The sequence below is a fragment of the Amycolatopsis sp. NPDC104775 genome, from assembly GCF_055583325.1.
This window is the reverse complement of the sequence record NZ_JBVJOE010000006.1, coordinates 197,012-220,549: the sequence shown is the minus strand read 5'-3', so window position 1 is coordinate 220,549 and position 23,538 is coordinate 197,012. Positions and strand designations below refer to the sequence as shown.

The window sequence follows — 23,538 nt, the reverse complement described above, 5'->3', positions numbered from 1 at the left end:
AAGACCTCGCCCGTCCTGCCCACCAAACTCCCGCCCACCCAGCGAATCCCCCCGAAAACGCGGCAGGGCCCGACCTCACCCGAGGTCGGGGCCCTGCCGCGAAGCAGCGATTGCCGAGGCTATTACTTCTTCTTGGCCGCCGAGGTGCGCTTCGCCGGGGCCTTCTTGGCCGCGGCCGTGGTCTTCGCCGCCGCGGTGGTCTTGGCGGCAGGCTTGGCGGCGGCCTTGGCCCGCGTGGTGGTGGCCTTCGGGGCCGCCTTGGCGCGGGTGGTGGTCGACTTCGCGGCCGTCGCGCGCGTCGTCGTCTTGGCCGCGGTGGCCTTGGCGGGAGCCTTGGCCGCGGTGGCGCGGGTGCGCGTGGCGGCGGGCTTCGCCGCCGTGGCACGGGTGCTGCGCGTGGCGGTCGTCGAGGCGGCGCGGGTGGTCGTGGCGCGCGCGGTGGTGCCGGTGGCCCGCTTCGCCGCCGTGGCCTTCGGCAGCTTCTTCGAACCGGAGATGACGTCCTTGAACGTGGTGCCCGCGCGGAACGCCGGAACGTTCGTCTTCTTCACTCGCACGGCTTCGCCGGTGCGCGGGTTGCGCGCGGTGCGGGCGGCGCGAGCGCGCTTCTCGAACACCCCGAAGCCGGTGATGTTCACCTTTTCGCCCTTGTTGACCGTACGGATGATGATGTCGACGAGACCGTCGACGGCCTCCGAAGCAACCTTTTTGTCGCCCAGACGCTCCGACAGCGCCTCGATCAGCTGGGCCTTGTTGGCCATTCCAGTCCCTCCAAGAAGAACTCTTCGTCCACGGCCAGGTCGGCCGGCTAACGCACACGGTATTACCAAGACAGCACAAATTCCAAACGGCACGCGAAATTTTCCCTTGCGGCGGGAACGGTTCCGCCCTCCCGAAGGACCCGATTCCGGTCCTGGAAGGTGCCGTTTGGCGTGGGCGTGGAGGGGGCTTGCCGGGGGCGGATTCCCTTTCCGAGCAGGGAATCCGCCCCGGCGGCGCGGGTCAGGAGGTGGCGGCGGGAAGGGTCGTGGGCTTCCAGGAGGGCCGCTGGGACTCGAACGCGTCGATGTCCCCCGCGTGGCGCAAAGTCAGCGCGATGTCGTCGAGCCCTTCGAGCAGCCGCCAGCGGACGTAGTCGTCGATCTGGAACGGCGCGGTGAAGTCCTTGGCCCGCACGGTCTTGGCTTCGAGGTCCACCGACACCTCGGTGCCGGGCTCGTTCTCCAGCAGCTTCCAGAGCAGTTCGACATCCGACTGCTCGCACTGCGCGGCGACGAGGCCGCCCTTGCCGGAGTTGCCGCGGAAGATGTCGGCGAAACGGGACGAGATGACGACCCGGAAGCCGTAGTCCATCAACGCCCACACGGCGTGCTCGCGCGACGAACCGGTGCCGAAGTCCGGTCCGGCGACGAGCACCGAGCCGTTCTTGAACGGTTCCTGATTGAGGATGAAGTCCTCCTGCGCGCGCCAGGCGGCGAACAGGCCGTCCTCGAATCCGGTGCGGGTCACGCGCTTGAGGTAGACGGCCGGGATGATCTGGTCAGTGTCCACGTTGGACCGGCGCAGCGGGACCCCGATCCCGGTGTGCTGGGTGAACGGTTCCATGGTGGGAGCTCCTCTCGGGGAAGTCAGGCGGGCAGGTCGGCGGGCGAGGACAGCGTCCCGCGCACGGCGGTGGCGGCGGCCACGAGCGGCGACACGAGGTGGGTGCGCCCGCCCTTGCCCTGCCGTCCCTCGAAGTTGCGGTTGGAGGTGGACGCGCTGCGCTCGCCGGGCGCCAGCTGGTCCGGGTTCATCCCGAGACACATGGAGCAGCCCGCCTGCCGCCATTCGGCTCCCGCCTCGGCGAAGATCTTGTCCAGGCCTTCCTCCTCGGCGGTCTTGCGCACCCGCATCGAACCGGGCACCACGAGCATCCGGACCGAATCGGCCACCTTCCGCCCGCGCAGCACCTCGGCCGCGGCGCGCAGGTCCTCGATCCGGCCGTTCGTGCAGGAGCCGAGGAACACGGTGTCCACCGCGATCTCGCGCAGCGGGGTGCCCGGTTTCAGATCCATATAGGACAGGGCCTTCTCGGCGGCGAAGCGCGCGTTCTCGTCCGGGATCTGCGCCGGGTCCGGCACCGAATCGCCCAGCGGCAGGCCCTGTCCGGGGTTGGTGCCCCACGTCACGAACGGCGTCAACTGGTCCGCGTCGAGGTGGACCTCGGCGTCGAATTCCGCGCCCTCGTCGGTGCGCAGCTCGCGCCAGGCGGCGACGGCGGCGTCCCAGTCATCGCCCTTCGGCGCGTGCGGACGGCCCTTGAGGTAGGCGAAGGTCGTTTCGTCCGGCGCGATCATGCCGGCGCGCGCGCCCGCCTCGATCGACATGTTGCAGATGGTCATCCGGGCTTCCATCGACAGCTCTTCGATGGCCTTGCCGCGGTACTCCAGGACGTAGCCCTGCCCGCCGCCGGTGCCGATTTTGGCGATCACCGCGAGGATCACGTCCTTCGCGGTGACGCCCGGCTGCAGCGTGCCGTCGATGTTGATCGCCATCGTCTTGAACGGCCGCAGCGGCAGCGTCTGGGTCGCGAGCACGTGCTCGACTTCGGAAGTGCCGATGCCGAAGGCCATCGCGCCGAACGCGCCGTGCGTGGAGGTGTGACTGTCGCCGCACACCACGGTGGTGCCGGGCTGGGTCAGCCCGAGCTGCGGCCCGATCACGTGCACGATGCCCTGTTCGGCGTCGCCCATCGGGTGCAGCCGGACGCCGAACTCCTTGCAGTTGCGGCGAAGCGTGTCGACCTGCGTCCGCGACACCGGGTCGGCGATCGGGAGGTCGATGTCCACCGTGGGGACGTTGTGGTCCTCGGTGGCGATGGTGAGGTCGGGACGGCGCACCTTGCGTCCGGCCAGCCGCAGCCCGTCGAAGGCCTGCGGGCTGGTCACTTCGTGCACCAGGTGGAGGTCGATGTAGAGCAGATCCGGTTCGGCGCCTTCGCCTCGGCGCACGAGGTGGCTGTCCCACACCTTCTCCGCCAGCGTACGAGCCTTGCCGGTGGGGCTGGTCATCTCCGGCTCCTTCCACGGGATCGGCCGGGAGCACGGAACCCGGACGGTGCCGGTGAGGAGGGGGCAGCCACGGCTGTCCGCGGCTCCGGGTTTCGTTTTTCCCAGATTCTGGACTTCCCACAGTGCGGGAAGATAGTATCGCGTCGTGGGACAGCATAGCGGTATCGGAGTACTGGACAAAGCCGTGGCCGTGCTGCAGGCCGTCGCCGAGGACCCGTGCGGGCTGGCGGAACTCTGCACGCGCACCGGGCTTCCGCGCGCGACCGCGCACCGGCTCGCGGTCGGCCTCGAAGTGCACCGCCTGTTGCGGCGCGGGCCGGACGGGCGCTGGCGGCCGGGCACCGCGCTCGCCGAACTCGCGGGCGGTTCGACCGACCCGTTGCTCGACGCGGCGAGTTCGGTGCTGCCGAAGCTTCGGGACATCACCGGCGAAAGCGTTCAGCTTTACCGGCGCGACGGCGTGCAGCGCGTGTGCGTTTCGACCGCGGAACCGCCGAGCGGTTTGCGCGACACGGTTCCGATCGGCTCCCGGCTGCCGATGACGGCAGGCTCGGGCGCGAAGGTCCTTGCCGCGTGGTCGGATCCGCACACCCAGCGGACGATCCTCGCCGACGCGGTTTACGGCGAACGCACTCTGCTCGAAGTGCGCCGCCGCGGCTGGGCGCAAAGCGTCGCCGAACGCGAGCCCGGCGTCGCGAGCGTTTCGGCTCCGGTGCGCGATTCCTCCGGAACCGTCGTGGCCGCGGTGTCGGTGTCCGGGCCCATCGAACGCATAGGGCGCAAGCCCGGAGCGCGATGGGCGGCCGATCTCCTCGCCGCCGCCGACGCGCTCCAGGAACGCCTCTGACGGCCCCGCTCCCACCACGCGCCAACCCAGGCCGCCTCTCCGCCACCCCGGCGGGAGGCGGCCTTTTTCGCACCGGCGATCCTCACGCCTCAAACGAACCCGGCATCGCGACGCGGTTAGACCCCAGTGCACGATTCCTCCGAAACCGTCGCCGCCGCGACAGCAGTCTCCGATCCGGCTGAACGCATCCGCCCGCGAACCCGCGCCCCTTTCCCAGTCCTCATCCCGACCGGCGGGACACAGCCTTCTCCGCACTCCGCTGGAAGCGCGCCACCCGGCTACGCCGAGCCCAGGCGTCGCGAGCGTTCCCGCCCGACGCCCGATTCCTCAAACACAGCCGCCGCCACATCGATCCCCGACCCGGACACAGCGACCGCAAACCCAGTCCGCCATCGGCACGTCTCTCGCCGCGCCCCAACCACAGTCCGCCTCCGCTCCACACCGGCGGAAGGCAGTCTTGCTTCACACCCCCGCGAAGCGCCACGCCCCAACCATCGACGAGCCCGAGCCCGGCATCGCGAGCACTCCCGCCCGGCACGCGGTTCCTCAAACCCTGCCGCCGCAGCCATCCCCGACCCGGCCCGAGGAACCCCCTGCCGCCCACCCCGACCCCATCCCGCCTCCCCCGCCACGCCCGTGGGGGACAGTCTTTTTCGCTCGGTTTTCGATCGTCCTCAGTAGACCGTCCGGCCGCCGCGAAGATCGTCCGAGCGGCCGTCGACGACCCGGCCGGAGAACCTCAAGAAAAAGCAAAACCGCAGGACAACGGGTGTCTACATGCGACTTTGCCGGTGCCGCAAGCACTCTCGCGAGTCTTCCGGCCAGTGAAAGAATCCGGCGCCGCGGCCCTCTCGCCGCCTCTGGAGTTACCCGACACGGCAACGAAAAAGGCAGGTCCCGATTGGACTTGCCAAGTCTATGGGTGATAATGACTGCGTTCGGCCTGTATGGCCGTATAAAACAAGTTCTGGTTGGAGGAACTGGAATGGCCAACAAGGCCCAGCTGATCGAAGCTCTGTCGGAGCGCATCGGCGACAAGAAGGCAGCCGCGGAAGCCGTCGACGGTCTCGTCGACATCATCATCCGCACCGTCCACAAGGGCGAAAAGGTCACGATCACCGGCTTCGGCGTCTTCGAAAAGCGCGCTCGTGCCGCCCGCACCGCGCGCAACCCGCGCACCGGCGAAGCCGTGCGGGTCAAGAAGACCAACGTTCCGGCGTTCCGCGCGGGCACCACGTTCAAGGACGTCATCTCCGGCACCAAGAAGCTGCCGAAGGCGACTGCCGTGAAGCGTGCGACCGCCAGCACCGCGAAGGCGACCGCCACCCGCGCCACGGCGACGACCTCCACTCGCGCCAAGGCCACCGCTGCCAAGCCGGCCGCCACCCGCACCCGCGCCACCGCGGCCAAGGCTCCCGCCAAGGCCACCGCCGCGAAGGCCACCACCACCCGCGCCAAGGCGACCGCCACCAAGGCCACCGCGGCCAAGGCGGCTCCGAAGGCCACCACCACGCGGGCGAAGGCCGCCGCCAAGCCGGCCGCCAAGAAGACCACGGCGACCGCGAAGAAGGCTCCGGCCAAGCGCACCTCGGCCGCGAAGAAGAAGTAACTCCGGTTCTCCGGAAGCTCACGACAAGCCCCGCCCGGCTTCTCCCCGGGCGGGGCTTGTCGCATCTCTGCCCTTTTCTCCCGCACTGGAGGCACTGTCCGGCAGACGGGCAGGCCTAGAGCGAGCTGATTCCGATTCAAGATCCGTTGACCCGCTTGCCCGTCCGGATCCCGCCGCCCGCGAAACGGCCGCCAGCACAGCGGAATCGGCGACCGCGCCCTCCGGCCGCCTGGCTGGACACCTCCGCGGCGCGCAACAAATCGAGAGAAGACCCCCGCGTTTTCCCGATCACACCGGCCATCTCGCTCGCCCATCCGTTCGATCACCTGTTCCCCCAAAGCAACCGCGAACCCGGCGGCGAGGTTTCCTTGCCGTGTCCGGGCCGCCACCTTGCGTGGCCGCCGGGTGTCCGCGATCACCCAGGCCACGCACAGTCCACAACAGACTTTCGGGTTGTTATGCGAACGTGACAACCACGCACGGCGCCCACCGGTAATCCAGTCGGGCGAACCGGTGAATCCGGACTGGTTTCGCCAGCGCACACCCTCTTTTCCCCGCTGCCGCACCGGTGTCTCGCGAGCGCGCGCACCGCGTCGGCGAAAGTGGGTGCCGAGCCACGAAAACCGGCCGTCATCGGTGAACCAGTCGCGCGATCGGCTCCGATCAGTGTTGGTCTATGCAATCATGTCGCCCGGCAAAGGACCCCGAATGCGAGAACATGAGACGACTGTGCCGATAGTTCGTGTGGAGAAGCTGTACAAAGTGTTCGGCCGCCGGGCGGAAGAGGCCGTCGGCAAGCTGGAGAACGGCGCCGACCGCGCCGCGTTGGACCTGCCCGGCGTGACCGCGGCGGTGATCGACGCCTCCTTCACCGTGGAGCGCGGCGAAATCTTCGTGGTGATGGGACTGTCCGGTTCGGGCAAGTCGACCCTGCTGCGCACGCTGAACGGATTGCTGCCGGCCACCTCCGGCCGCGTGCTGGTCGACGACATCGACCTCACCGACAAGTCCGCGGCGGAAGTCCGCGAGCTGCGCCAGCGGCGGATGAGCATGGTGTTCCAGCACTTCGCGCTCTTCCCGCACCGCACGGTCGCGGAGAACGTCGCCTACGGGCTGAGCGTGCAGAACGCTCCGCGCGAGCGGCAGCGCGAACGCACCGCGGAAGCACTGGAGATGGTCGGCCTCACCGGATGGGAGGACCGGTTGCCCGGTCAGCTTTCCGGCGGGATGCGCCAGCGCGTCGGCCTCGCCCGCGCGCTCGCCGCCGACACCGAGATCCTGCTGATGGACGAGGCGTTCAGCGCGCTGGACCCGTTGATCCGCAAGGAGATGCAGGACCAGCTGCTGATCCTGCAGCGGCAACTGGGGAAAACGATCGTGTTCATCACGCACGACCTCAACGAGGCCATGCGTCTCGGCGACCGGATCGCGATGATGCGCGACGGCCGGATCGTGCAGGTGTCGACCGCGCAGGAGATGCTCACCCAGCCTGCCGACGAATACGTCGCGAAGTTCGTGCGCGACGTCGACCGCTCCCGGGTGCTCACCGCGTCCGCCGTGATGGCTCCGGCGGAAATCTCGTTCACCCCGGAGACCACTGTCGTCGAAGCGCTGGAAACGATGCGCCGGAACGAACTCTCCGGCGTGCTGGTGACCGAGGACGGCAAGTTCGCCGGCGCGGTCGAGCGCCGCGCGGTGAGCGAAGCCGCGGACCAGGGCATCGGAACGATCGCCGGAATCGTCGACCGTTCCGCCGCGCGCACCGCCCCGGAAACCCAGATGGCCGACCTGTTCGGCCACGCCGCCTCCGCGCCCGCGCCGCTCGCGGTGGTCGACGCCGAGGGCGCGCTGCTCGGCGCGGTGACCCGCGAGGCGCTGCTGAACGCGCTGAGCACAGGAGAAAACGACGCTCAGGAGGTGAACGCCCGTGTCTGACAACGTCCTCGTCGGCGATCTGCCGCAGATTCCCGTCGGCACCTGGTTCAAGGCGATCATCGACTGGCTGCAGGGCAACATCGGCCCGTTCTTCGATTTCGTCGACAAGATCGTCAACGGCGCGGTCACCGGGCTCGCCTCGGGGCTGACCTGGCTGCCGTGGCCGGTGCTGGTCGTGGTGTTCGCCGGGCTCGGCTGGTGGCTGCGCGGCTGGAAATTCGGCCTCGGCTCGGCGATCGGGTTCGCGCTCATCGACAGCCTGCGCGAATTCCCGTCCGCGATGCAGACGCTGTCGCAGGTGCTGATTTCCGGCGTGGTCGCGGTGGCGATCGCGGTGCCGGTCGGGATCGCGGCCGCGCGCAACGAAACGGTGAGCCGGATCGTGAAGCCGGTACTGGACTTCATGCAGACGCTGCCCGCGTTCGTCTACCTGATCCCGGTCATTTTCTTCTTCTCGATCGGCCCGGTGCCGGGCGTGGTGGCGACCGTGGTGTTCTCGCTGCCGCCGGGCGTGCGGCTGACCGAACTCGGCATCCGCCAGGTCGATCCGGAAATGGTCGAGGCGGGCGAGGCGTTCGGCTCGCCGCCGCGGCGGATCCTGCGGGAGATCCAGATCCCGCTCGCGATGCCGTCGATCATGGCCGGCATCAACCAGATCATCATGCTGTCGCTGTCCATGGTCGTGATCTCCGGCATGGTCGGCGCGCCCGGGCTCGGCGCCGAGGTGTACGCCGCGGTCACGAGCCTGAAGCTGGACCTGGGTTTCAACGCCGGACTCGGCGTCGTCGTGCTGGCCATCTACCTCGACCGGCTGACCTCCTCGCTCGGGGCGCGCTCGGCGGTGGGCCGCGCCCTCCGCCGGGCCGACGCGGCCTGATTCACCCCCCACCGCAACGAGAAAGGACGAACGAGTGCGCACATCGAAACGCTTCGGCCGGATCCTCGCCGTCGGCGCCGCCGTCACGGCCCTGGTCGGCCTCACCGCGGCGTGCGGCGGCCGGGAGTCCCAGTCGGGCAACAGCCAGGAAGCCAAGAGCGTCACCATCGGCTACATCAACTGGGACGAGGACGTCGCCCTCACCAACCTGTACCAGGCGGTGCTGGAGGAAAAGGGCTACAAGGTCAAGACGCAGATGCTCGACGTCGGCCCGATCTACGCGGGTCTCGCGAAGGGCGACGTCGACCTCTTCCTCGACTCGTGGCTGCCCGCGACGCACAAGCAATACTGGGACCAGTACAAAAACCAGCTCGAAGACCTCGGCGTCTGGTACGACAACGCGACCCTCAACCTCGCGGTGCCGGATTACGTGAGCGACGTCAACAGCATCGCCGACCTCAAGGACAAGGCGAGCATGTTCGGCGGCAAGATCACCGGCATCGAAGCGAGCGCGGGCGAGACGGGCATCGTGCAGAAGGACGCGATCCCGCAGTACGGCCTCGACGGCGCGATGACCCTGCAGAACTCGTCGACCACCGCGATGCTGGCCGCGCTCGACAGCTCGATCAAGGCGAAGAAGCCGATCGTCGTGACGCTGTGGCACCCGCACTGGGCGTACTCGCGCTACCAGCTCAAGGATCTCAAGGACCCGAAGGGCGCGATGGGCAAGGGCGAGCAGATCCACGCGCTGGGCCGCAAGGGCTTCGAAAAGGACTTCCCGGCGCTCGCCGGCGTGGCCAAGAAGCTGAAGATGTCGGACGAGGACCTCGGTTCGCTCGAGGACGCGATCCAGAAGGCCCCGAAGGGCCAGGAAAAGACCGCCGCCAAACAGTGGGCGGATCAGCACAAGCAGTTCGTGGACCAGGCTTTCGCCGGTCTCTGAGCCAGCGCCGCGATGGCCCCGCCTCCCGCTCGCCGGGACGGCGGGGCCGTTTCTTTTTTCACCCTCGGGGGGCAGCTGGCTAGGCCCGATTCCGCCTGATTCGTTGCCCAGCACCGTTATCGAACGGAATCCGCCGCGCGATACGGCACACTGGACGCATGTCTCGCGCGCCGATCCCTGCCCGCACCGACGGACCCGACGACGTCGACGCGGTCACCGAAGCCGTGCTCACTGCTTCTCGGCTGCTTGTCGCCGTGTCCGCGCGGTCCATCGCCTCCGCGGGAGACCTCATCACGATGCCGCAATTCCGGCTGCTGGTGGTGCTGCATTCCCGCGGCCCGCTCAAACAGGCCGCGCTCGCCGAACACCTCGGCGTAACGCCTTCCACCGCGAGCCGGATGATCGACCGCCTGGTCGCGGTCGCTTTGGTCGCCCGGCTGGGCAATCCGTCGTCGCGACGCGAGGTCGTCATCGAACTCACCCGCGAAGGCGACCGCATCGTCCGCGTCGTCACCCAGCGGCGGCGTCGCGAAATCGCCGCCATTGTGGAGAAAATGCCCGAATCGGCCCGCCGCGGCCTGGTCGACGCGCTGACCGCGTTCGCCGAAGCCGGCGGAGAACCGCCCGCCGGAAGCCCGGCCGACGCGGCCTGGGTCTAGCTTTCCGCCGCGACCGCGCGAATCCCGTCGGTCACTTCTTTCGCCGACGGCGCCTCCTCCGGATCGAGCAGCCACTGCACCATCAGCCCGATCACCAGCGCGCTCTGCACCGCCCCGCCGACGCCAGCCCGGGCCTCCCGCAACCCCTGTACGAGATGCCGCCGCACGTCCGGTGAACGCTCCGCCTGCACGATCGCCTCGAGCTGCGCCACCCACAACGCCCGGTGCTCGCCGAAGCTGCCGATCAGCCGCTTGAGCCCCTCTTCGGTCAGGTCGAACGACGAATCCGCGACCTGCCCGCCCAGTTCGTCGACCGCCGCGACCAACGCCTGCGTCAGCAACGCGTCCCGCGATCCGAAGTGGTAGCCGATCGCCGCGTGACTGACGCCCGCCGCCGCCGCGATGTCGCGCACCGTCGTATTGCCCCAGCCCCGCTCGATCAAGCAGCGCTTCGCCCCGGCCAGCAGATCCTCGCGATTGCCCATGCCGGGCAGCTTAGCCGAAGCCTTGTCCAGATGGTTCATCCATATGGTTTGACCAAATGGACAAACCCGCGTTACGGTCCCTCCATGAACGTGCTGATCTCCGGAGCCGGCGTGGCCGGCACTGCCCTCGCCGAGTTCCTCACCCGCTCCGGCCACCGCGTGACCCTCGTCGAGCGCGCCCCCGCCCTCCGGCACACCGGCTACGCCGTCGATTTCCGCGGCGCTGCCTTCGAGGTCCTCTCCGAGCTGGGCATCCTCGACGACGTCCGCCGGCACGACACGAAAATGACCGGAACCGCGATCGTCGACCACGACGGCGTCCAGGTAGATGTCCTCCCCGCCGAAGCTTTCGCAGGCGAACTGGAGGCGCCGAAGCACGTCCTGAACGAGCTGCTGTACGCCCTGACTGCCGATCATGTCGAGTACCGCTTCGGCACCTCGATCACGTCGCTGACGCACACTGAGGGCGGCGTGACCGCTGAACTGACCGACGGCTCCACGGAGACGTACGACCTGGTTTTCGGTGCCGACGGCGTGTACTCGAAGGTTCGCCAGCTGGCCTTCGCCCCGCACTCCGCGGTGTTGCGGCACCTGGGCTTGTCCGGCGCGGGCTTCACCATGCCCAACTTCCTGGGCCTGGACCACAGCGGACTCCTCCGCGCCGTCAACGGCACCGCGGTCTACCTGTTCAGCTCAGCGGATCCGGACCGTCTCACCGTGAGCCTGTCCTTCGGAACTCCTTCCGGAGCCCTGGACCGTCTCCCCCGGGCCGAACAAGAAGCAGCGACTCGCGCCGCCTTCGCCGGTGACGCTTGGCACACTCCGCGCCTGCTGGAAGCGATGTCGGAAGCTGAGGATTTCTACTTCAGCTCAAGCACTCAGGTGCATTTGGACCGCTGGTCGACCGGCCGGATCGCCCTGCTGGGAGACGCCGGTTACTGCGCCGCTCCCACCGCGGGCATGGGCACCTCGCAGGCCCTGCTCGGCGCGCGTTCGCTGGCCCGTCATCTGGCGGAGGCGACGTACCCGGAGGCCTTCGCCAAGTACGAGGCCGAACTCCGTCCGTATGTGGCCGAAAACCAGGCGAATGGCCGCTCGGCGGCCGCGATGTTCGGCGGCGCGCAGGCAGAGTGATCTTTCCCGCCGCTTCCGCGCGGCCATGTTCTCGATCCCCGGTTTTTCCGGCGCATACAACAAAGCCCGGTTGATCGTGATCTGATCAACCGGGCTGGCTGTACCCCCGATGGGATTCGAACCCACGCTACCGGCGTGAGAGGCCGGCGTCCTAGGCCGCTAGACGACGGGGGCTTAGGAACTTCCCCGTTTCCGGGGCTTTTCTTGCGAGAGAGAACTTACCAGAAGCGATTTTCGCACTTCCGAGAGGGGGTCCTCTCCAGCAGCTGGGGTACCAGGACTCGAACCTAGACTAACTGGACCAGAACCAGTCGTGCTGCCAATTACACCATACCCCAGTGAGGTACTTTCCCGGTTGCCCAGGTCAGTGCCGCACGAGAAGAAATACTAGAACATCCCGCCGCGGACCGTCGCAGCGGGGGTCCCCGCCGCGCGCGGAGCGGGCACGCCGACCGTCGCGTACTCCGAAACCAGCAGCTCAGGAAGCTCGTCGAGCCCGGTCACGGTGTGCACCCCCTCCGGAGCCCGCTCGCCGGTGCGGCTGGTCCCGTCGCGGTCGAGCCAGACCGCGCCGAGCCCGGCGTCGAACGCGCCGATCGCGTCGGTGTCGAGCTTGTCCCCGATGTGCACCGCCCGCTCCGGCGGGCAGTCCAGCGCCAGGCAGACCGAGTGGAACATCACTGGATCGGGTTTAGCGACCCCGACCTCGCCCGCGATCGCGACGTGGTCGAAAAAGGGAGCGAGCCCGAGATCCGCGATTTTCTGCCGCTGATGAACCCCTGAGGCGTTCGTCACGGCGGCCAGCCGCAGCCCCGCGGCGCGCAGCCATTCCAGACAAGGAAGAACATCGTCGAACAATCGCCAGGACCGCGCCAGAATCTCCCGTCGGCGCGCCTCGAACGCGCTCACTTGCGCGGAGTCCGCCAAGATCCCCAACTCGGCGAGAAAACATTCGGTGCGCCGGTGGTGCAGAACGTCGTAACCGAGCTTCCCGGCGACCCCGAGCGCGACGTGCTCTTCGGTGATCAAATCCCACAACGGCCAAAGATCGTCCCGGCCGGTGAGCGCGTGCAGGGTGCGGCGAATCGCGGCGGTGCAGTCGATCAACGTGTCATCGATGTCGAGGCAAACCAGACTCACCTCAGGAGGCACCCACGGCTCGCGGCCGGCAGCGGCCGGCGGGGCAGTACGAGCACGCGACAGAGCGGCCGGGGCGAAATCCACCCCGTGAGGCTAGGGCACTCGCCGCGTTCGCAACGCGGCCAAAAAGGTGATTACGCCTCAGCCGTTGCCGCTGACCGGCTCTACTGCCGGTGCGCGAAGTTTCCATCCCGTGACATTCACCACCGCTCCAGAGGGCCGAGCGGGTGAAAGACCCTTACTCCACGCTCCCCCATTCCAAACGACCCCACCCCGCTACCGCTGGCCGCTCCCGCCGAGAAACCCTTACGCCCCAACCCTTTTCCCGCACCACCCCAGCCCCACTGTCCCGAAGCAACAACAACCACGCATAAGTTCCGCCACCGAACCAACCGCCCGAAATCCTTTCCGGAAAATGCCACCGCTGCGCACTTTCCGGCCAGATGACGCGTCCCCGTCATACCCGCCCGAGATCCACATACGTGAACCGCACACTATTGCGCAAATTCCCCACATTCTGGCCCCCGTGCGGCAACCTCAACTCCGCTATCGGCACCAGCCAGTCACACTTCCCACTCCTGGCGACAGCCCCGCAATCCCCGCCCCAGTCCCCAGCGGGCACTCCCTCTCACGATCCCTCACCCCTCCTGACTCCTCGCGCACCAACGACTCCCACCACCCCTCAGCACCATCGCCCACCAGGCAAGCCCCCTCCCGCAACACTCGCCCACCGCCTCCTCCACCACCCCCATCAGCCGACTTGACGCACCCTCCTCCCAAGGTGCATCCTCACCTTATTCAACAGACGATGAATAAGAAGGAGCTGGGGAGATGACCGAGCACACGAGCTGCGTAATCGTCGGCGGCGGACCGGCAGGCATGGTGGCGGGCCTGCTCCTGGCCCGAGCGGGCGTAGAGGTGACAGTGCTGGAGAAGCACGCGGACTTCCTCCGCGATTTCCGCGGCGACACCGTCCACCCGTCCACCCTCACGCTCCTGGACGAGCTGGGCCTAGGCGAGAAATTCGAAGCCCTGCCGCACACCAAGCTGACCGCCGTAGGACTCCCCACCCCCGACGGCACCCCGCTGACCATCGCCGACATGTCCCTGCTGAAAGTCCCCCGCCCCTACGTCGCGATGGTCCCCCAATGGGATTTCCTGGACCTGCTCGCCGAGACAGCGCAGAAGGAGCCGACCTTCACCCTCCGCCTGGAAACCGAAATGACCGGTCTGCTGCGCTCCGGCCGCCAAGTGACCGGCATCCGCTACCGCACCGCCGACGGCACCGAAGGCGAACTCAAAGCCAACCTGGTAATCGCCGCCGACGGCCGCTGGTCCCTGACCCGCCGCTCGGCCGGCCTCACTCCGCACGAGTACTACACCCCGTTCGACGCCTGGTGGTTCCGTCTTTCTCGCAAGCCCGAAGAACGAGAAGCCGCTCTGACGCCGCGGATGCGCAACCGCCGCTTCGCAGTGCCGTTGCCCCGCAAGGGCTACTACCAGATTGCCTACTTGACGCCGAAGGGCAAAGACCTGAACGACGCCGGCATCGAAAGCTTCCGCCACGACGTCACCGAGGTCTGCCCGGAATTCGCCGACCGAGTGCACGAACTGAAGTCCATGGAGGACCTCAAGTTCTTGAACGTCCGCCTCAACCGCCTACGCCGCCGCTGGCACGTCGACGGCCTGCTGTGCATCGGCGACGCCGCCCACGCGATGTCTCCAGTAGGAGGCGTCGGAATCAACCTGGCAGTACAAGACGCCGTCGCCACCGCGCGGCTACTGGCCGACCCTCTCCTCCGAGGCAAACCGACCGAAAAGGACCTCGCCGCCGTCCGCCGCCGTCGTCTCCTGCCGACCGTCGCCGTCCAAGGCCTGCAACGCCTTCTCCACCGCCGCGTAATGGGCCCAGTAATGACCGGCCGCGCCGACGGCCCCCCGCCCCTGTTGATCGCGATCCTCAAGCGCTTCCCGAAACTCTCCCATGTCCCGGCCTACCTCATCGGCGTAGGCATCCGCCGGGAATCCGCCCCAGCCTTCGCCCGCCGCCCCGCAGAACCGGCAAGCCGCTAACCCGGCCACTAAACAGCAACGCCAGCCCCCCGCGGTCCGGCCCCGCACACCACCGCCCACCGGCAAACACCAGCCGGTGGGCCAAGGCCAATCACCTCACCGAGTTTTCGCCTTCACCCGGCAACAACACCGCCGACCCCGACAACCCTCAATTCGCCCTCAACCGGCAACCGCGAACCACCCACGCCGATTCGCTTCCCCAACAGCCGACGCCTCTCGCCACTGAACGGCCAATCTCCGCACCGCTCCGCAGCCAGCGCCCCAGCCGCTCACCGGCAACACCACGGACCACCCGCCGAGCGCCCGCGCAGAACCCGACCAGCGATCTTCACAGGATCGCCACGACCCGAGCGCCAGCCACCCTGTCGCCACTAAACGGCAACAACCCCATTGGCTCGCCAGCCAACTGTCAGCAGCGCCCTCGCCACCTACCGCCGACTACTCACCAACCCGAGCACCAGTCACCAACCGCCTATCGCCGTCCCGCGGCGAAATCGTCGACCACTCGCCAACCGAGCGTCAACCGCGATTCGCCACCCACCGGCGACAGCGTCCGACGCCACCGACCCGAGCGGCCAACCCCCTGTCGCCACTCACCGGCAACAGCACCCACTACTCGCCAACGCGAGCACCAATCACCTCTCGCCACCAAGCGGCAACAACATCGGCAGCTCACCAACGCGAACGCCAGTCACCTCTCGCCACTCAGTGGCGACAACATCCTCTGCCCACCAACCAAGTGCCAAAGTCATCTTTCGCCACTCCACGGCAACAGCGTCCGCCCCGCCAACCGAGACACCAGCCACCATTCGCCGCTGAACGGCAACAGCACCGCCCGCCCATCACCACCGGCAGGCACCACCCGCTAGCCGCCCAACGGCAACAGCCCGAGCCACCACAGCATCCCCGACGGCCAGAAAACCAGCCCCGACCAGGGATTCGCCACTAAACGGCAACTCCCGAACCAACCCGCCAAGCCACCGTCACCCCAAACGGCGACGACCAGCTCAGAGGTCCTGCACCGGATTCGTCAGGGTCCCGATGCCATCGATCGTGATGGATACCGACTGCCCGTCGACGATCGGACCGACCCCTTCCGGCGTACCGGTGAGGATCACGTCGCCAGGCAGAAGCGTCATCACCCGCGACACGAACTCGACCAGTTCCGGCACCTTGTGCACGAGGTCCGAAGTCCGGCCGTCCTGCTTCAGTTCGCCGTCGACCTCGCTGCGGAGCGCCAGGTCGGACGGGTCGAGCGACGTCTCGATCCACGGACCGAGCGGGCAGAAGGTGTCGAACCCCTTCGCCCGGCCCCACTGGCCGTCGGACTTCTGCAAGTCGCGCGCGCTCACGTCGTTCGCGACCGTGTAGCCGAGAATCGCGCTGGCCGCGCGGGCCGCAGGCACGTTCTTGACCGGCTGTCCGATGACAACCGCGAGTTCGCCTTCGAAGTCGACGCGGCCAACGTCCGACGGCCGGCGGATCGCAGCGTTCGGCCCGACCACCGTCGTGGACGGCTTGATGAACAGCATCGGCGCGGACGGCACCTCGTTGCCCAACTCCGCCGCGTGCTTCGCATAGTTCCGGCCGACGGCGATCACCTTCGACGGCAGGATCGGCGCGAGCAGCCGGACGTCGGCCAGCGGCCAGCGTTTGCCGGTGAAGTTCGGCTGGCCGAACGGGTGTTCCGCGATCTCCAGGACCTGGGCATCGTCGCCGTCCCCCTCGATCGAAGCGAACGCGACACCACTGGGATGAGCAATACGAGCTAGACGCACGCCACCAGTCTACGTACCCCCACCGACTGTCGCGCACCCCGAGCGTGCGCGAGAGTCCCCCTCGCTCCATTCCGCGCGAAAAGACCCTCACACCGGCCGTCACTTCACTGACGCGAAGCGACTCCCGCCCAGCAAGAAACGACCACTCGCCAGCGCGAACGACCACCAACGATCCGTTTGTGACCCGCGCTACCTGCACGAGGAACCGTCGGACACGAAACGTCCGAATCACCCGCCCACAGCAGCCACCCCCAGCTCAGGCACCGCTTGCTCCCGCCCCGAAGCGACCGTCAGGCTCTTATGGACCAGCGCGTCGCACAACGCGAGCCAGCTCGCCTCGACGATGTTGCCGTGCACGCCCACCGTCGTCCATTCGTGTTCGCCGTCACTAGTTTCGACAAGCACCCGCGTGACGGCGTCCGCCCCGGGATGCGACGGAAGGATCCGTACCTTGTAATCGGCCAGCTCCAGGCTGTCCAACCAGGACAGATACGGCGTCAACGCCCGGCGCAGTGCCGCATCGAGAGCGTGCACCGGGCCGTTTCCCTCCGCGGTCGCGATGACCCGTTCGCCCGCGACGCGCACCTTCACCGTCGCCTCGGAAACGACTTCGCCGTCCGGGCGGTGGTCCAGCACCACCCGGTACGACTCGAGCTCGAAGGGCGGCGGCTCCGGCTTCTCACCGGAAACCTCCTCGACCTCGCGACGCAGCAGCAGCCCCAGCGACGCATCAGCCGCCTCGAACGACCAGCCTTCCGATTCGAGTTCCTTCACCTTCCGCACCGCGTTCGTGAGTGCGTCGGGCCGGCCGGCAAGGTCGACCCCGAGTTCACGTCCCTTGAGCTCGAGACTGGCCCTGCCGGCCATCTCCGTGACCAGTACTCGCATGCGGTTGCCGACGGAAGACGGATCGATGTGGTTGTACAGCAACGGATCCACCTTGATCGCGCTCGCGTGCAGCCCCGCCTTGTGGGCGAAAGCGGACGACCCGACGTAAGCCTGGTGGGTGTCGGGTGCGAGGTTGGCGATTTCGGCCAGGGCATGGGAGACGCGAGTGAGCTCGGCGGCTCCTCCGGTCGGGAGGACGTCCATTCCGAGCTTGGTCACGAGGTTTCCCGCTACGGCGAACAGGTCGGCGTTGCCTGCCCGTTCCCCGTAGCCGTTCGCGGTGCACTGCACGTGCGTCGCGCCGGCCTGCACCGCGGCGACAGAATTCGCCACGGCACAGGAAGTGTCATCTTGGCAATGGATTCCAAGCCGGAATCCGGTCTTTTCCTTAATCTTTCCTACGGTTTCGGCAAGTCCCAACGGCAGCTGTCCCCCGTTGGTGTCACACAGCACGAGAACGTCCGCACCAGCGTGCGCCGCGGCGTCGAGCACCCGCAGCGAAGTGTCGGGAGAGAAAGCAAAACCGTCAAAAAAGTGTTCCGCGTCAAGGAAAACTCGACGCCCCTCGCCAACGAGGAAAGCGACCGTGTCACGCACCATCGCACATGCCTCGTCGACATCCACCCGCAGCGCCCGCTCGATGTGCCGAAGGTCCGATTTGGCCACCAAGGTGACGACCGGGGCTTCCGAATCCAGGAGGGCACGGACCTGCGGATCTTTGTCGGCCGAGGTTCCCGCCTTGCGCGTGGACCCGAACGCGACGAGCGCGGCGTGCTTGAGCGGCAATTCGCCCCTTGCCGCACGGGAAAAGAACTCCGTGTCCTTCGGCAGCGCACCCGGCCAGCCACCCTCGATGAACCCGACACCCAGCTCGTCCAACAACCGCGCGACGGCCAGTTTGTCCGTGACGGAGTAGGTGATTCCTTCGCGCTGAGCACCGTCGCGCAAAGTGGTGTCGTAGAGGTGGAAGGCATCGCCGAGCGGCGTGCCAGCGGGCTCCGTGCGGGTCACGGTGTACTCCTTGTGGCGGGGCAGAACCTGGTCCAGGCAACAAAAAAACCTCCCGCATGGGTGCGAGAGGTTGCGCGCCGGTAGCTCTTGTGGAGCGTCTATCCGGCGCGCAAGGCAATAATGACGGAGATGGCGGTCATGTCGGCCATCATGCCACAGCTTCGCCCGGCTTCCAAACGCCGGGCGAAGCGTCCCACCTTCTGAGAGCCGTCAGCGAGGCAGATTCGCCAGGTAGCGGCCGAATTCTTCCACTGCGGCGGCATTTCGCGGCCCCTCCACCAAAGCCGCGTACGGGAGCGCGAAGAAGCGCCCCTGCTTCACCGCCGGGATGTCACGCAGGCCCGGACGCGAGCGGAGGAAGTTCTCCTTGTCGGCCACGCTGCCGACCTCGCCGCCGTAGTCGTTGATGAGGATGACGTCCGGCGCGCGCTGGATCACGGCTTCCCAGCTGACAGTGGTCCAGCTGTCGTTCAGGTCCGCGAAGATGTTGGCACCACCCGATTTGGTGATGATTTCGTCCGGACCCGCGTTGCGGCCGGAGGTGAATGGCTGGTCGCGGCCGTCGTCGTACAGAAACACCTTGGGCTTCGGCCGCCCGGCCGGCTCCGCGTCCGTGACAGCGGCGACCCGTGCGCGGTACTCTTCGATCAAACGTTCTGCACGATCACTGATTCCAAAGATTTTCCCCAGATTGCGCACATCTGTGTACAGCGCGTCGAGCGGCCTCATGATGCCCCGCTGCTTGCCATTGCCATTACGGCACGCCTCGGTGAGCAAGTAGCTGGAGATGCCCAGCTTCGCGAGAGAATCCGGAGTGAATCCGGTTGCTTCCGAGAAGCCGTAGCCCCAGCCCGCGAACACGAGATCCGCGCCCGCGCCCTGCACTACCTCACGGTTGATCTTCTCCGCGAGCTTGGGCACCTTGGCGAAATCGGCTTTCCAGGGCGACGACGCGACGCCTCCGGATTGTCCTTTGTCGACCACGTAACCGGCCATCCGGTCGCCCAGGCCGAGCGCGAACATCAGCTCGGTGATGCCGATGTCATTCGTCACGACCCGGGAAGGAGGCTGAGACACGGTCAGCGACGAACCGCAGTTGGTCACCGTCACGGGAAACCCGGCAGGGGCGGCCCCAGCATCCCCTCCGGACACTTGAGCGCCACATCCAGTGGCGACGAGGGCGACCGTCACGAGCAACGCGACTGTCCTATGCATGACTGTCCTCCTGGGACTCGAGCCGGTCGAACAACAACTGCGGACGCCCGGTGGCGGGATGAGGCACCACATGGCCGCGCACCCCGAACACGTCGGCGAGCAAAGCGGGCGTGAGCACCTCGGCCGGGGTCCCGCTCGCGACGAGACGGCCGTCGTCGAGCACATGCACCACGTCGCACACGGCGGCGGCCAGGTTCAAGTCGTGCAGGGCGGCCAGCACCGTCGGTCCGCTGGTTCGGGCGAGCGCGAGAACCTCGAGCTGGTGCCGGATGTCGAGATGGTTGGTGGGCTCGTCAAGGACCAGGATCTGGGGCTGTTGCGCGAGTGCGCGCGCGATCAGCACGCGTTGCCGTTCGCCACCGGACAAGGTGAGCACGCCTCGGTCAGCCAAGTGCGTCAGGCCGACTTGAGCCAGCGCGTCGGCGCACACCCGATGGTCGGCCGCGCTCATCCGGTCGAGCAGGCCGTGATGCGGCATTCGACCCATCGCTACCACTTCGGCGACGGTGAAGTCGAACTCCGCGTGCGATTCCTGCGCGACGGCGGCGATCGCGCGCGCCCTCTTTCGGGGTGCCATGCCGTCCACCGGCTGACCGTCGACCAGAACCGCCCCGGCTGACGGCTTGAGCACTTGGCAGACCGCGCGCAGAGTCGTCGACTTTCCGCTGCCATTCGGGCCAAGCAATCCGACGAATTGGCCTTGCCGAGCTTCGAGCGTCACGTCGTCGACCAGCTTGCGACCGGCCGCGGTCACGCTGACGCCGTTGAGCGAGAGGTCCATTCACGCACCTCCGAACACGTAGGAGCGACGGCGCATCAAAAGCAAGAACGCCGGTACCCCGACCGCAGCGGTAAGCACCCCGATCGGCAACTCCTCAGGTGCGGCGAGCACGCGCGCCGCGACGTCCACCCACACCAGGAAAACCGCACCAGCGAGCGGTGCCACAGCGAGCACCCGGCGATGGTCGGCCCCGACGACCAGCCGCACCAGATGCGGAAGAATCAGCCCGACGAACCCGATCGCTCCGCTCACCGCGACCAAAACCCCCGTCATAGCAGCACAAACGATGAACAGGAGAACCCGAAGCTTCCCGACATCGACGCCGAGAGTCGTCGCCGCCTCGTCGCCCATCGCGAGCGCGTTGAGCCGGCCGGCCAGCGCCAACAGCAGCAAAACACCGCCGACCACCACGATCGCGGCGATCGGCAGCGTGCCCCAGTTCGCTCCGGCGAGACTGCCGAGAAGCCAGAACAGCGCCGACCGCGCGGCCTCGCCGTTCGGTGCCTGAAAGACGATGACTGTGGTGATCGCGAAAAACCCGTAAGACAACGTTGTTCCGGTGAGAACCAGACGCAGCGGAGTAAGCCCTTGCCGCGTGCGGGCGACGAGATAGACGATCAGGGTCGCGGCGAGCGCAGCCACAAACGCCCCGACCGACAACGCGTAGATCCCCAGCGACGCGAAAACGCCGAACAACGTCACCGCTGTCGCTCCCACGGATGCGCCCGAGGAAATCCCCAGCACATACGGCTCGGCGAGCGCGTTACGCACCATCGCTTGAATGGCGACGCCAACGGTCGCCAACCCAGCGCCGACGACCACCGCGAGCAGCACACGAGGAAGCCGGAGGTCCCAGATGATCCGGTACTGCCCAACCTCGTCCGGGCCAATCGTCCCGCCAAACAACCCAGCGCGGAGAAAGGCCCACGTGTGAGTGACCGGCACCGCCACTGTCCCGATCCCGACCGCGATGACGATTGACCCGAGCAACGCCACCGCAAGCCCGATGACCACCGGTGCCAATGGCCTTCGCCGTTGAACGGCAACACCCCCGACCTGAGCTTCGCCACTCAACGGCGACACAACACCCTGGTTCCGGGATTTGCCGATCCGCGGCGAAACGTGCCGAGCGTGCGAGGTTTGGTCATCCAGCGGCGAGACGACGCGAGCGCCGGAGCTGGTCAGCTCACGGCTAGTCGAGTACGCGGGTTGCACCTCGTCGGTCGAGGGCTCACCGCGATGCATCGCGTTGCCGCGAAATGGCGAATTCGTGGTCGCAGCAGGTTCAGCCCGTCGGCTCGATTCACGCGGACCGCCGTCGCCAGTGGATGGCGAAACTCCCGAACCACCCTCGCCGCCCAGTGGCGAATGTCCCGGAGCGCCGTCACTACGGGAACGAGAACCAGCCGACTCACTCGAACCGCCCTCGCCAGTCAACGGCGATGCGAGAGAACCACTCTCGCCACTGAACGGCAAATGAGCCGAGGAACCGCCCCTAGGGGAAGAACCAGCCGACTGACCGTTGCCGCTCAGCGGCGAAACGTCCGGAGCGCTGGTGCCGCGCGACGACGAACCGCCAGCAGCACCCTCTTCATCAACAGGCGAACCATCCGACAGCGAGTCGCCATCCTGGGGTGGCGAAGAAGCACCCTCGCCACTCAACGGCGAAAGGCGGCCACCCCCGAGAACCCCAGACGACCCGCCCCTGGCAGCAGGAGGCGAAACCCCACCAGACCCACCATCGCCAAAAATCGGCGAAACACCGGCCCCGCCAACCGCGGGTCCGGGACAAGCAGAACGTTCTTCAGGCGAAGACACCACCGGCGACGACCCAATCGAGACATTGGGCCCGCAAAAGACGGCAGCCGCCGGCGGCGGGAGTGTCGTCTCCCGCAGACCACGACGGGAGGGGACGAGGTTCGAGGAACCCCCGCCGGTATCGGGCTCGCCTTCGGCTCCGGTGAGGGGGCCGAAGGCCTACCGTTGCGGGTCAGCGCCGGATTTCGACCGGCTTCCGCGGCGGGGGTCCGAAAAGCTCAGGCGGTCAGCCGACCTGACGGACGTTGGACGAGACCAGCGCCGCGAGGCGGTCGCCGATGGCCTGGGTCGCGCCCGGCGACGACTGGTCGCGCGTGGCGAGATCGAACGCCACCGAGGCCTCGATGCGCCGTGCCGCTTCCTTCTGGCCGAGGTGGTCCAGCAGGAGCGACACCGACAGCACCGCGGCGGTCGGGTCGGCGAGACCCTGGCCGGCGATGTCCGGCGCGCTGCCGTGCACCGGCTCGAACATGCTCGGGTTCCGGCGCGTGATGTCGAGGTTGCCGCTGGCCGCGAGGCCGATGCCGCCGGTCACCGCGGCCGCGAGGTCGGTGATGATGTCGCCGAAGAGGTTGTCGGTGACGATCACGTCGAACCGCGACGGGTCGGTGACCATGTGGATCGTCGCGGCGTCCACGTGCGAGTACGCGACGGTGACGTCCGGGTGCTCCAGCGACACCTCTTCGACGATCCGCGACCACAGCGAACCCGCGTGCTCCAGCACGTTGGTCTTGTGCACGAGCGTGAGGTGCTTGCGCGGCCGCTCCTCGGCGCGGTTGAACGCGTCCGCGACCACGCGCCGCACGCCGAAGGCCGTGTTGACGCTGACCTCGGTGGCGATCTCGTGCTCGGTGTCCTTGCGCAGCAGACCGCCGTTGCCCGCGTACGGGCCTTCGGTGCCTTCGCGCACCACGACCATGTCGACGTCACCGGCGTCGGCCAGCGGGCCGCGCACGCCGGGGTACAGCCGCGCCGGGCGCAGGTTCACGTGGTGGTCCAGCTCGAACCGCAGCCGCAGCAGCAGGCCGCGTTCGAGGATGCCGCTGGGCACCGTCGGGTCGCCGACCGCGCCGAGCAGAATCGCGTCGTGCTGGCGCAATTCGCCGAGCACCGACTCCGGGAGCAGCTCCCCGGTGGCGTGCCACCGCGAGGCACCGAGGTCGTAGTTCGTGATCTCCGCCGCCGGTGCTACTTCACCGAGCACCTTGAGCGCCTCGGAGACCACCTCGGGCCCGATCCCGTCCCCTGGGATCACCGCGAGCCGCATCCACACACCTCCGTAGCCCAGGCCA

At 67.7% G+C, this 23,538-nt stretch carries 19 protein-coding genes, 2 tRNA genes and 1 riboswitch; of the genes, 8 read left to right on the top strand and 13 right to left on the bottom strand.

The window, feature by feature from the left end; genetic code table 11:
- Window positions 1-122: 122 nt before the first annotated feature.
- From ACZ63D_RS27190 to leuC, 3 genes are all read right to left on the bottom strand, one after another.
- Window positions 123-761 (bottom strand): HU family DNA-binding protein, encoded by a 639-nt coding sequence (locus ACZ63D_RS27190; protein WP_465357184.1) that lies wholly within the window; start codon window positions 759-761, stop codon window positions 123-125.
- Between the two features lie 241 nt (window positions 762-1,002).
- The gene (gene leuD / locus ACZ63D_RS27185; RefSeq protein ID WP_465357183.1) at window positions 1,003-1,605 is read right to left on the bottom strand and encodes a 3-isopropylmalate dehydratase small subunit; all 603 of its coding nucleotides are present in this window, start codon (window positions 1,603-1,605) and stop codon (window positions 1,003-1,005) included.
- A gap of 23 nt (window positions 1,606-1,628) precedes the next feature.
- Window positions 1,629-3,053, bottom strand: coding sequence for a 3-isopropylmalate dehydratase large subunit (gene leuC, locus ACZ63D_RS27180; protein ID WP_465357182.1), 1,425 nt, complete (start codon window positions 3,051-3,053; stop codon window positions 1,629-1,631).
- A gap of 145 nt (window positions 3,054-3,198) precedes the next feature.
- Here leuC and ACZ63D_RS27175 point away from each other — a divergent pair, with 145 nt between their 5' ends.
- From ACZ63D_RS27175 to ACZ63D_RS27150, 6 genes are all read left to right on the top strand, one after another.
- Complete coding sequence (locus ACZ63D_RS27175) at window positions 3,199-3,900, top strand: IclR family transcriptional regulator (RefSeq protein WP_009074079.1); 702 nt, start codon at window positions 3,199-3,201, stop codon at window positions 3,898-3,900.
- 985 nt (window positions 3,901-4,885) lie between these two features.
- The gene (locus tag ACZ63D_RS27170; protein WP_465357181.1) at window positions 4,886-5,509 is read left to right on the top strand and encodes an HU family DNA-binding protein; all 624 of its coding nucleotides are present in this window, start codon (window positions 4,886-4,888) and stop codon (window positions 5,507-5,509) included.
- A gap of 708 nt (window positions 5,510-6,217) precedes the next feature.
- Window positions 6,218-7,444 carry a quaternary amine ABC transporter ATP-binding protein gene (locus ACZ63D_RS27165; RefSeq protein WP_465357180.1) on the top strand — a complete coding sequence of 409 codons (1,227 nt, stop codon included), beginning with the start codon at window positions 6,218-6,220 and terminating at the stop codon, window positions 7,442-7,444.
- Window positions 7,437-8,321 (top strand): ABC transporter permease, encoded by an 885-nt coding sequence (locus tag ACZ63D_RS27160; RefSeq protein ID WP_465357179.1) that lies wholly within the window; start codon window positions 7,437-7,439, stop codon window positions 8,319-8,321. The genes ACZ63D_RS27165 and ACZ63D_RS27160 overlap by 8 nt, the downstream gene beginning before the upstream one ends.
- A 34-nt stretch (window positions 8,322-8,355) precedes the next feature.
- Window positions 8,356-9,264, top strand: coding sequence for a glycine betaine ABC transporter substrate-binding protein (locus ACZ63D_RS27155; RefSeq protein WP_465357178.1), 909 nt, complete (start codon window positions 8,356-8,358; stop codon window positions 9,262-9,264).
- A 158-nt stretch (window positions 9,265-9,422) separates the two neighbouring features.
- Window positions 9,423-9,923 carry a MarR family winged helix-turn-helix transcriptional regulator gene (locus tag ACZ63D_RS27150; RefSeq protein WP_465357177.1) on the top strand — a complete coding sequence of 167 codons (501 nt, stop codon included), beginning with the start codon at window positions 9,423-9,425 and terminating at the stop codon, window positions 9,921-9,923.
- Here the strand turns inward: ACZ63D_RS27150 and ACZ63D_RS27145 are convergent.
- Entirely contained in the window at window positions 9,920-10,447 is a 528-nt protein-coding gene (locus ACZ63D_RS27145) for a TetR family transcriptional regulator (protein WP_465357176.1), read from the bottom strand. The two genes, ACZ63D_RS27150 and ACZ63D_RS27145, sit on opposite strands and share 4 nt — an antisense overlap.
- Window positions 10,448-10,492: 45 nt before the next feature.
- On the opposite strand from ACZ63D_RS27145, the gene ACZ63D_RS27140 reads away from it, so the two are divergent.
- On the top strand, window positions 10,493-11,542 hold the full coding sequence (locus ACZ63D_RS27140) for an FAD-dependent monooxygenase (RefSeq protein ID WP_465357175.1): 1,050 nt from the start codon (window positions 10,493-10,495) through the stop codon (window positions 11,540-11,542).
- Between the two features lie 101 nt (window positions 11,543-11,643).
- On the opposite strand, the gene ACZ63D_RS27135 is transcribed toward ACZ63D_RS27140, so the two are convergent.
- The 3 genes from ACZ63D_RS27135 to ACZ63D_RS27125 all read right to left on the bottom strand — a co-directional run bounded on the left by ACZ63D_RS27135 (window position 11,644) and on the right by ACZ63D_RS27125 (window position 12,676).
- A tRNA-Glu gene (locus ACZ63D_RS27135) sits at window positions 11,644-11,716 on the bottom strand.
- 92 nt (window positions 11,717-11,808) lie between these two features.
- A tRNA-Gln gene (locus ACZ63D_RS27130) sits at window positions 11,809-11,880 on the bottom strand.
- Window positions 11,881-11,929: 49 nt separating this feature from the next.
- Window positions 11,930-12,676, bottom strand: coding sequence for an HAD family hydrolase (locus ACZ63D_RS27125; RefSeq protein WP_465357452.1), 747 nt, complete (start codon window positions 12,674-12,676; stop codon window positions 11,930-11,932).
- A gap of 837 nt (window positions 12,677-13,513) precedes the next feature.
- Between ACZ63D_RS27125 and ACZ63D_RS27120 the strand changes: the two genes are divergently transcribed.
- Complete coding sequence (locus tag ACZ63D_RS27120; protein WP_465357174.1) at window positions 13,514-14,755, top strand: FAD-dependent oxidoreductase; 1,242 nt, start codon at window positions 13,514-13,516, stop codon at window positions 14,753-14,755.
- A 1,007-nt stretch (window positions 14,756-15,762) separates the two neighbouring features.
- Here the strand turns inward: ACZ63D_RS27120 and ACZ63D_RS27115 are convergent.
- From ACZ63D_RS27115 to ACZ63D_RS27090, 6 genes are all read right to left on the bottom strand, one after another.
- Window positions 15,763-16,533 (bottom strand): fumarylacetoacetate hydrolase family protein, encoded by a 771-nt coding sequence (locus tag ACZ63D_RS27115; protein ID WP_465357173.1) that lies wholly within the window; start codon window positions 16,531-16,533, stop codon window positions 15,763-15,765.
- A 228-nt stretch (window positions 16,534-16,761) separates the two neighbouring features.
- On the bottom strand, window positions 16,762-18,432 hold the full coding sequence (gene cimA, locus ACZ63D_RS27110) for a citramalate synthase (protein WP_465357172.1): 1,671 nt from the start codon (window positions 18,430-18,432) through the stop codon (window positions 16,762-16,764).
- Window positions 18,433-18,642: 210 nt separating this feature from the next.
- Window positions 18,643-19,542, bottom strand: coding sequence for an ABC transporter substrate-binding protein (locus ACZ63D_RS27105; protein ID WP_465357171.1), 900 nt, complete (start codon window positions 19,540-19,542; stop codon window positions 18,643-18,645).
- 97 nt (window positions 19,543-19,639) lie between these two features.
- On the bottom strand, window positions 19,640-20,428 hold the full coding sequence (locus ACZ63D_RS27100) for an ABC transporter ATP-binding protein (protein ID WP_465357170.1): 789 nt from the start codon (window positions 20,426-20,428) through the stop codon (window positions 19,640-19,642).
- On the bottom strand, window positions 20,429-21,451 hold the full coding sequence (locus tag ACZ63D_RS27095; RefSeq protein ID WP_465357451.1) for a FecCD family ABC transporter permease: 1,023 nt from the start codon (window positions 21,449-21,451) through the stop codon (window positions 20,429-20,431).
- An 891-nt stretch (window positions 21,452-22,342) separates the two neighbouring features.
- A riboswitch (cobalamin riboswitch) is annotated at window positions 22,343-22,468 on the bottom strand.
- A 4-nt stretch (window positions 22,469-22,472) separates the two neighbouring features.
- Window positions 22,473-23,513, bottom strand: a complete 1,041-nt coding sequence (locus tag ACZ63D_RS27090) for a 3-isopropylmalate dehydrogenase (RefSeq protein WP_452075706.1) — start codon at window positions 23,511-23,513, stop codon at window positions 22,473-22,475.
- Between the last annotated feature and the right edge of the window lie 25 nt (window positions 23,514-23,538).

Coding starts and splice junctions, on each gene's coding strand:
- ACZ63D_RS27190 (WP_465357184.1), bottom strand. CDS start 761: ATGGCCAACAAGGCCCAGCTGATCGAGGCGCTGTCGGAGCGTCTGGGC.
- leuD (WP_465357183.1), bottom strand. CDS start 1,605: ATGGAACCGTTCACCCAGCACACCGGGATCGGGGTCCCGCTGCGCCGG.
- leuC (WP_465357182.1), bottom strand. CDS start 3,053: ATGACCAGCCCCACCGGCAAGGCTCGTACGCTGGCGGAGAAGGTGTGG.
- ACZ63D_RS27170 (WP_465357181.1), top strand. CDS start 4,886: ATGGCCAACAAGGCCCAGCTGATCGAAGCTCTGTCGGAGCGCATCGGC.
- ACZ63D_RS27165 (WP_465357180.1), top strand. CDS start 6,218: ATGCGAGAACATGAGACGACTGTGCCGATAGTTCGTGTGGAGAAGCTG.
- ACZ63D_RS27150 (WP_465357177.1), top strand. CDS start 9,423: ATGTCTCGCGCGCCGATCCCTGCCCGCACCGACGGACCCGACGACGTC.
- ACZ63D_RS27145 (WP_465357176.1), bottom strand. CDS start 10,447: ATGAACCATCTGGACAAGGCTTCGGCTAAGCTGCCCGGCATGGGCAAT.
- ACZ63D_RS27140 (WP_465357175.1), top strand. CDS start 10,493: ATGAACGTGCTGATCTCCGGAGCCGGCGTGGCCGGCACTGCCCTCGCC.
- ACZ63D_RS27120 (WP_465357174.1), top strand. CDS start 13,514: ATGACCGAGCACACGAGCTGCGTAATCGTCGGCGGCGGACCGGCAGGC.
- ACZ63D_RS27100 (WP_465357170.1), bottom strand. CDS start 20,428: ATGGACCTCTCGCTCAACGGCGTCAGCGTGACCGCGGCCGGTCGCAAG.
- ACZ63D_RS27090 (WP_452075706.1), bottom strand. CDS start 23,513: ATGCGGCTCGCGGTGATCCCAGGGGACGGGATCGGGCCCGAGGTGGTC.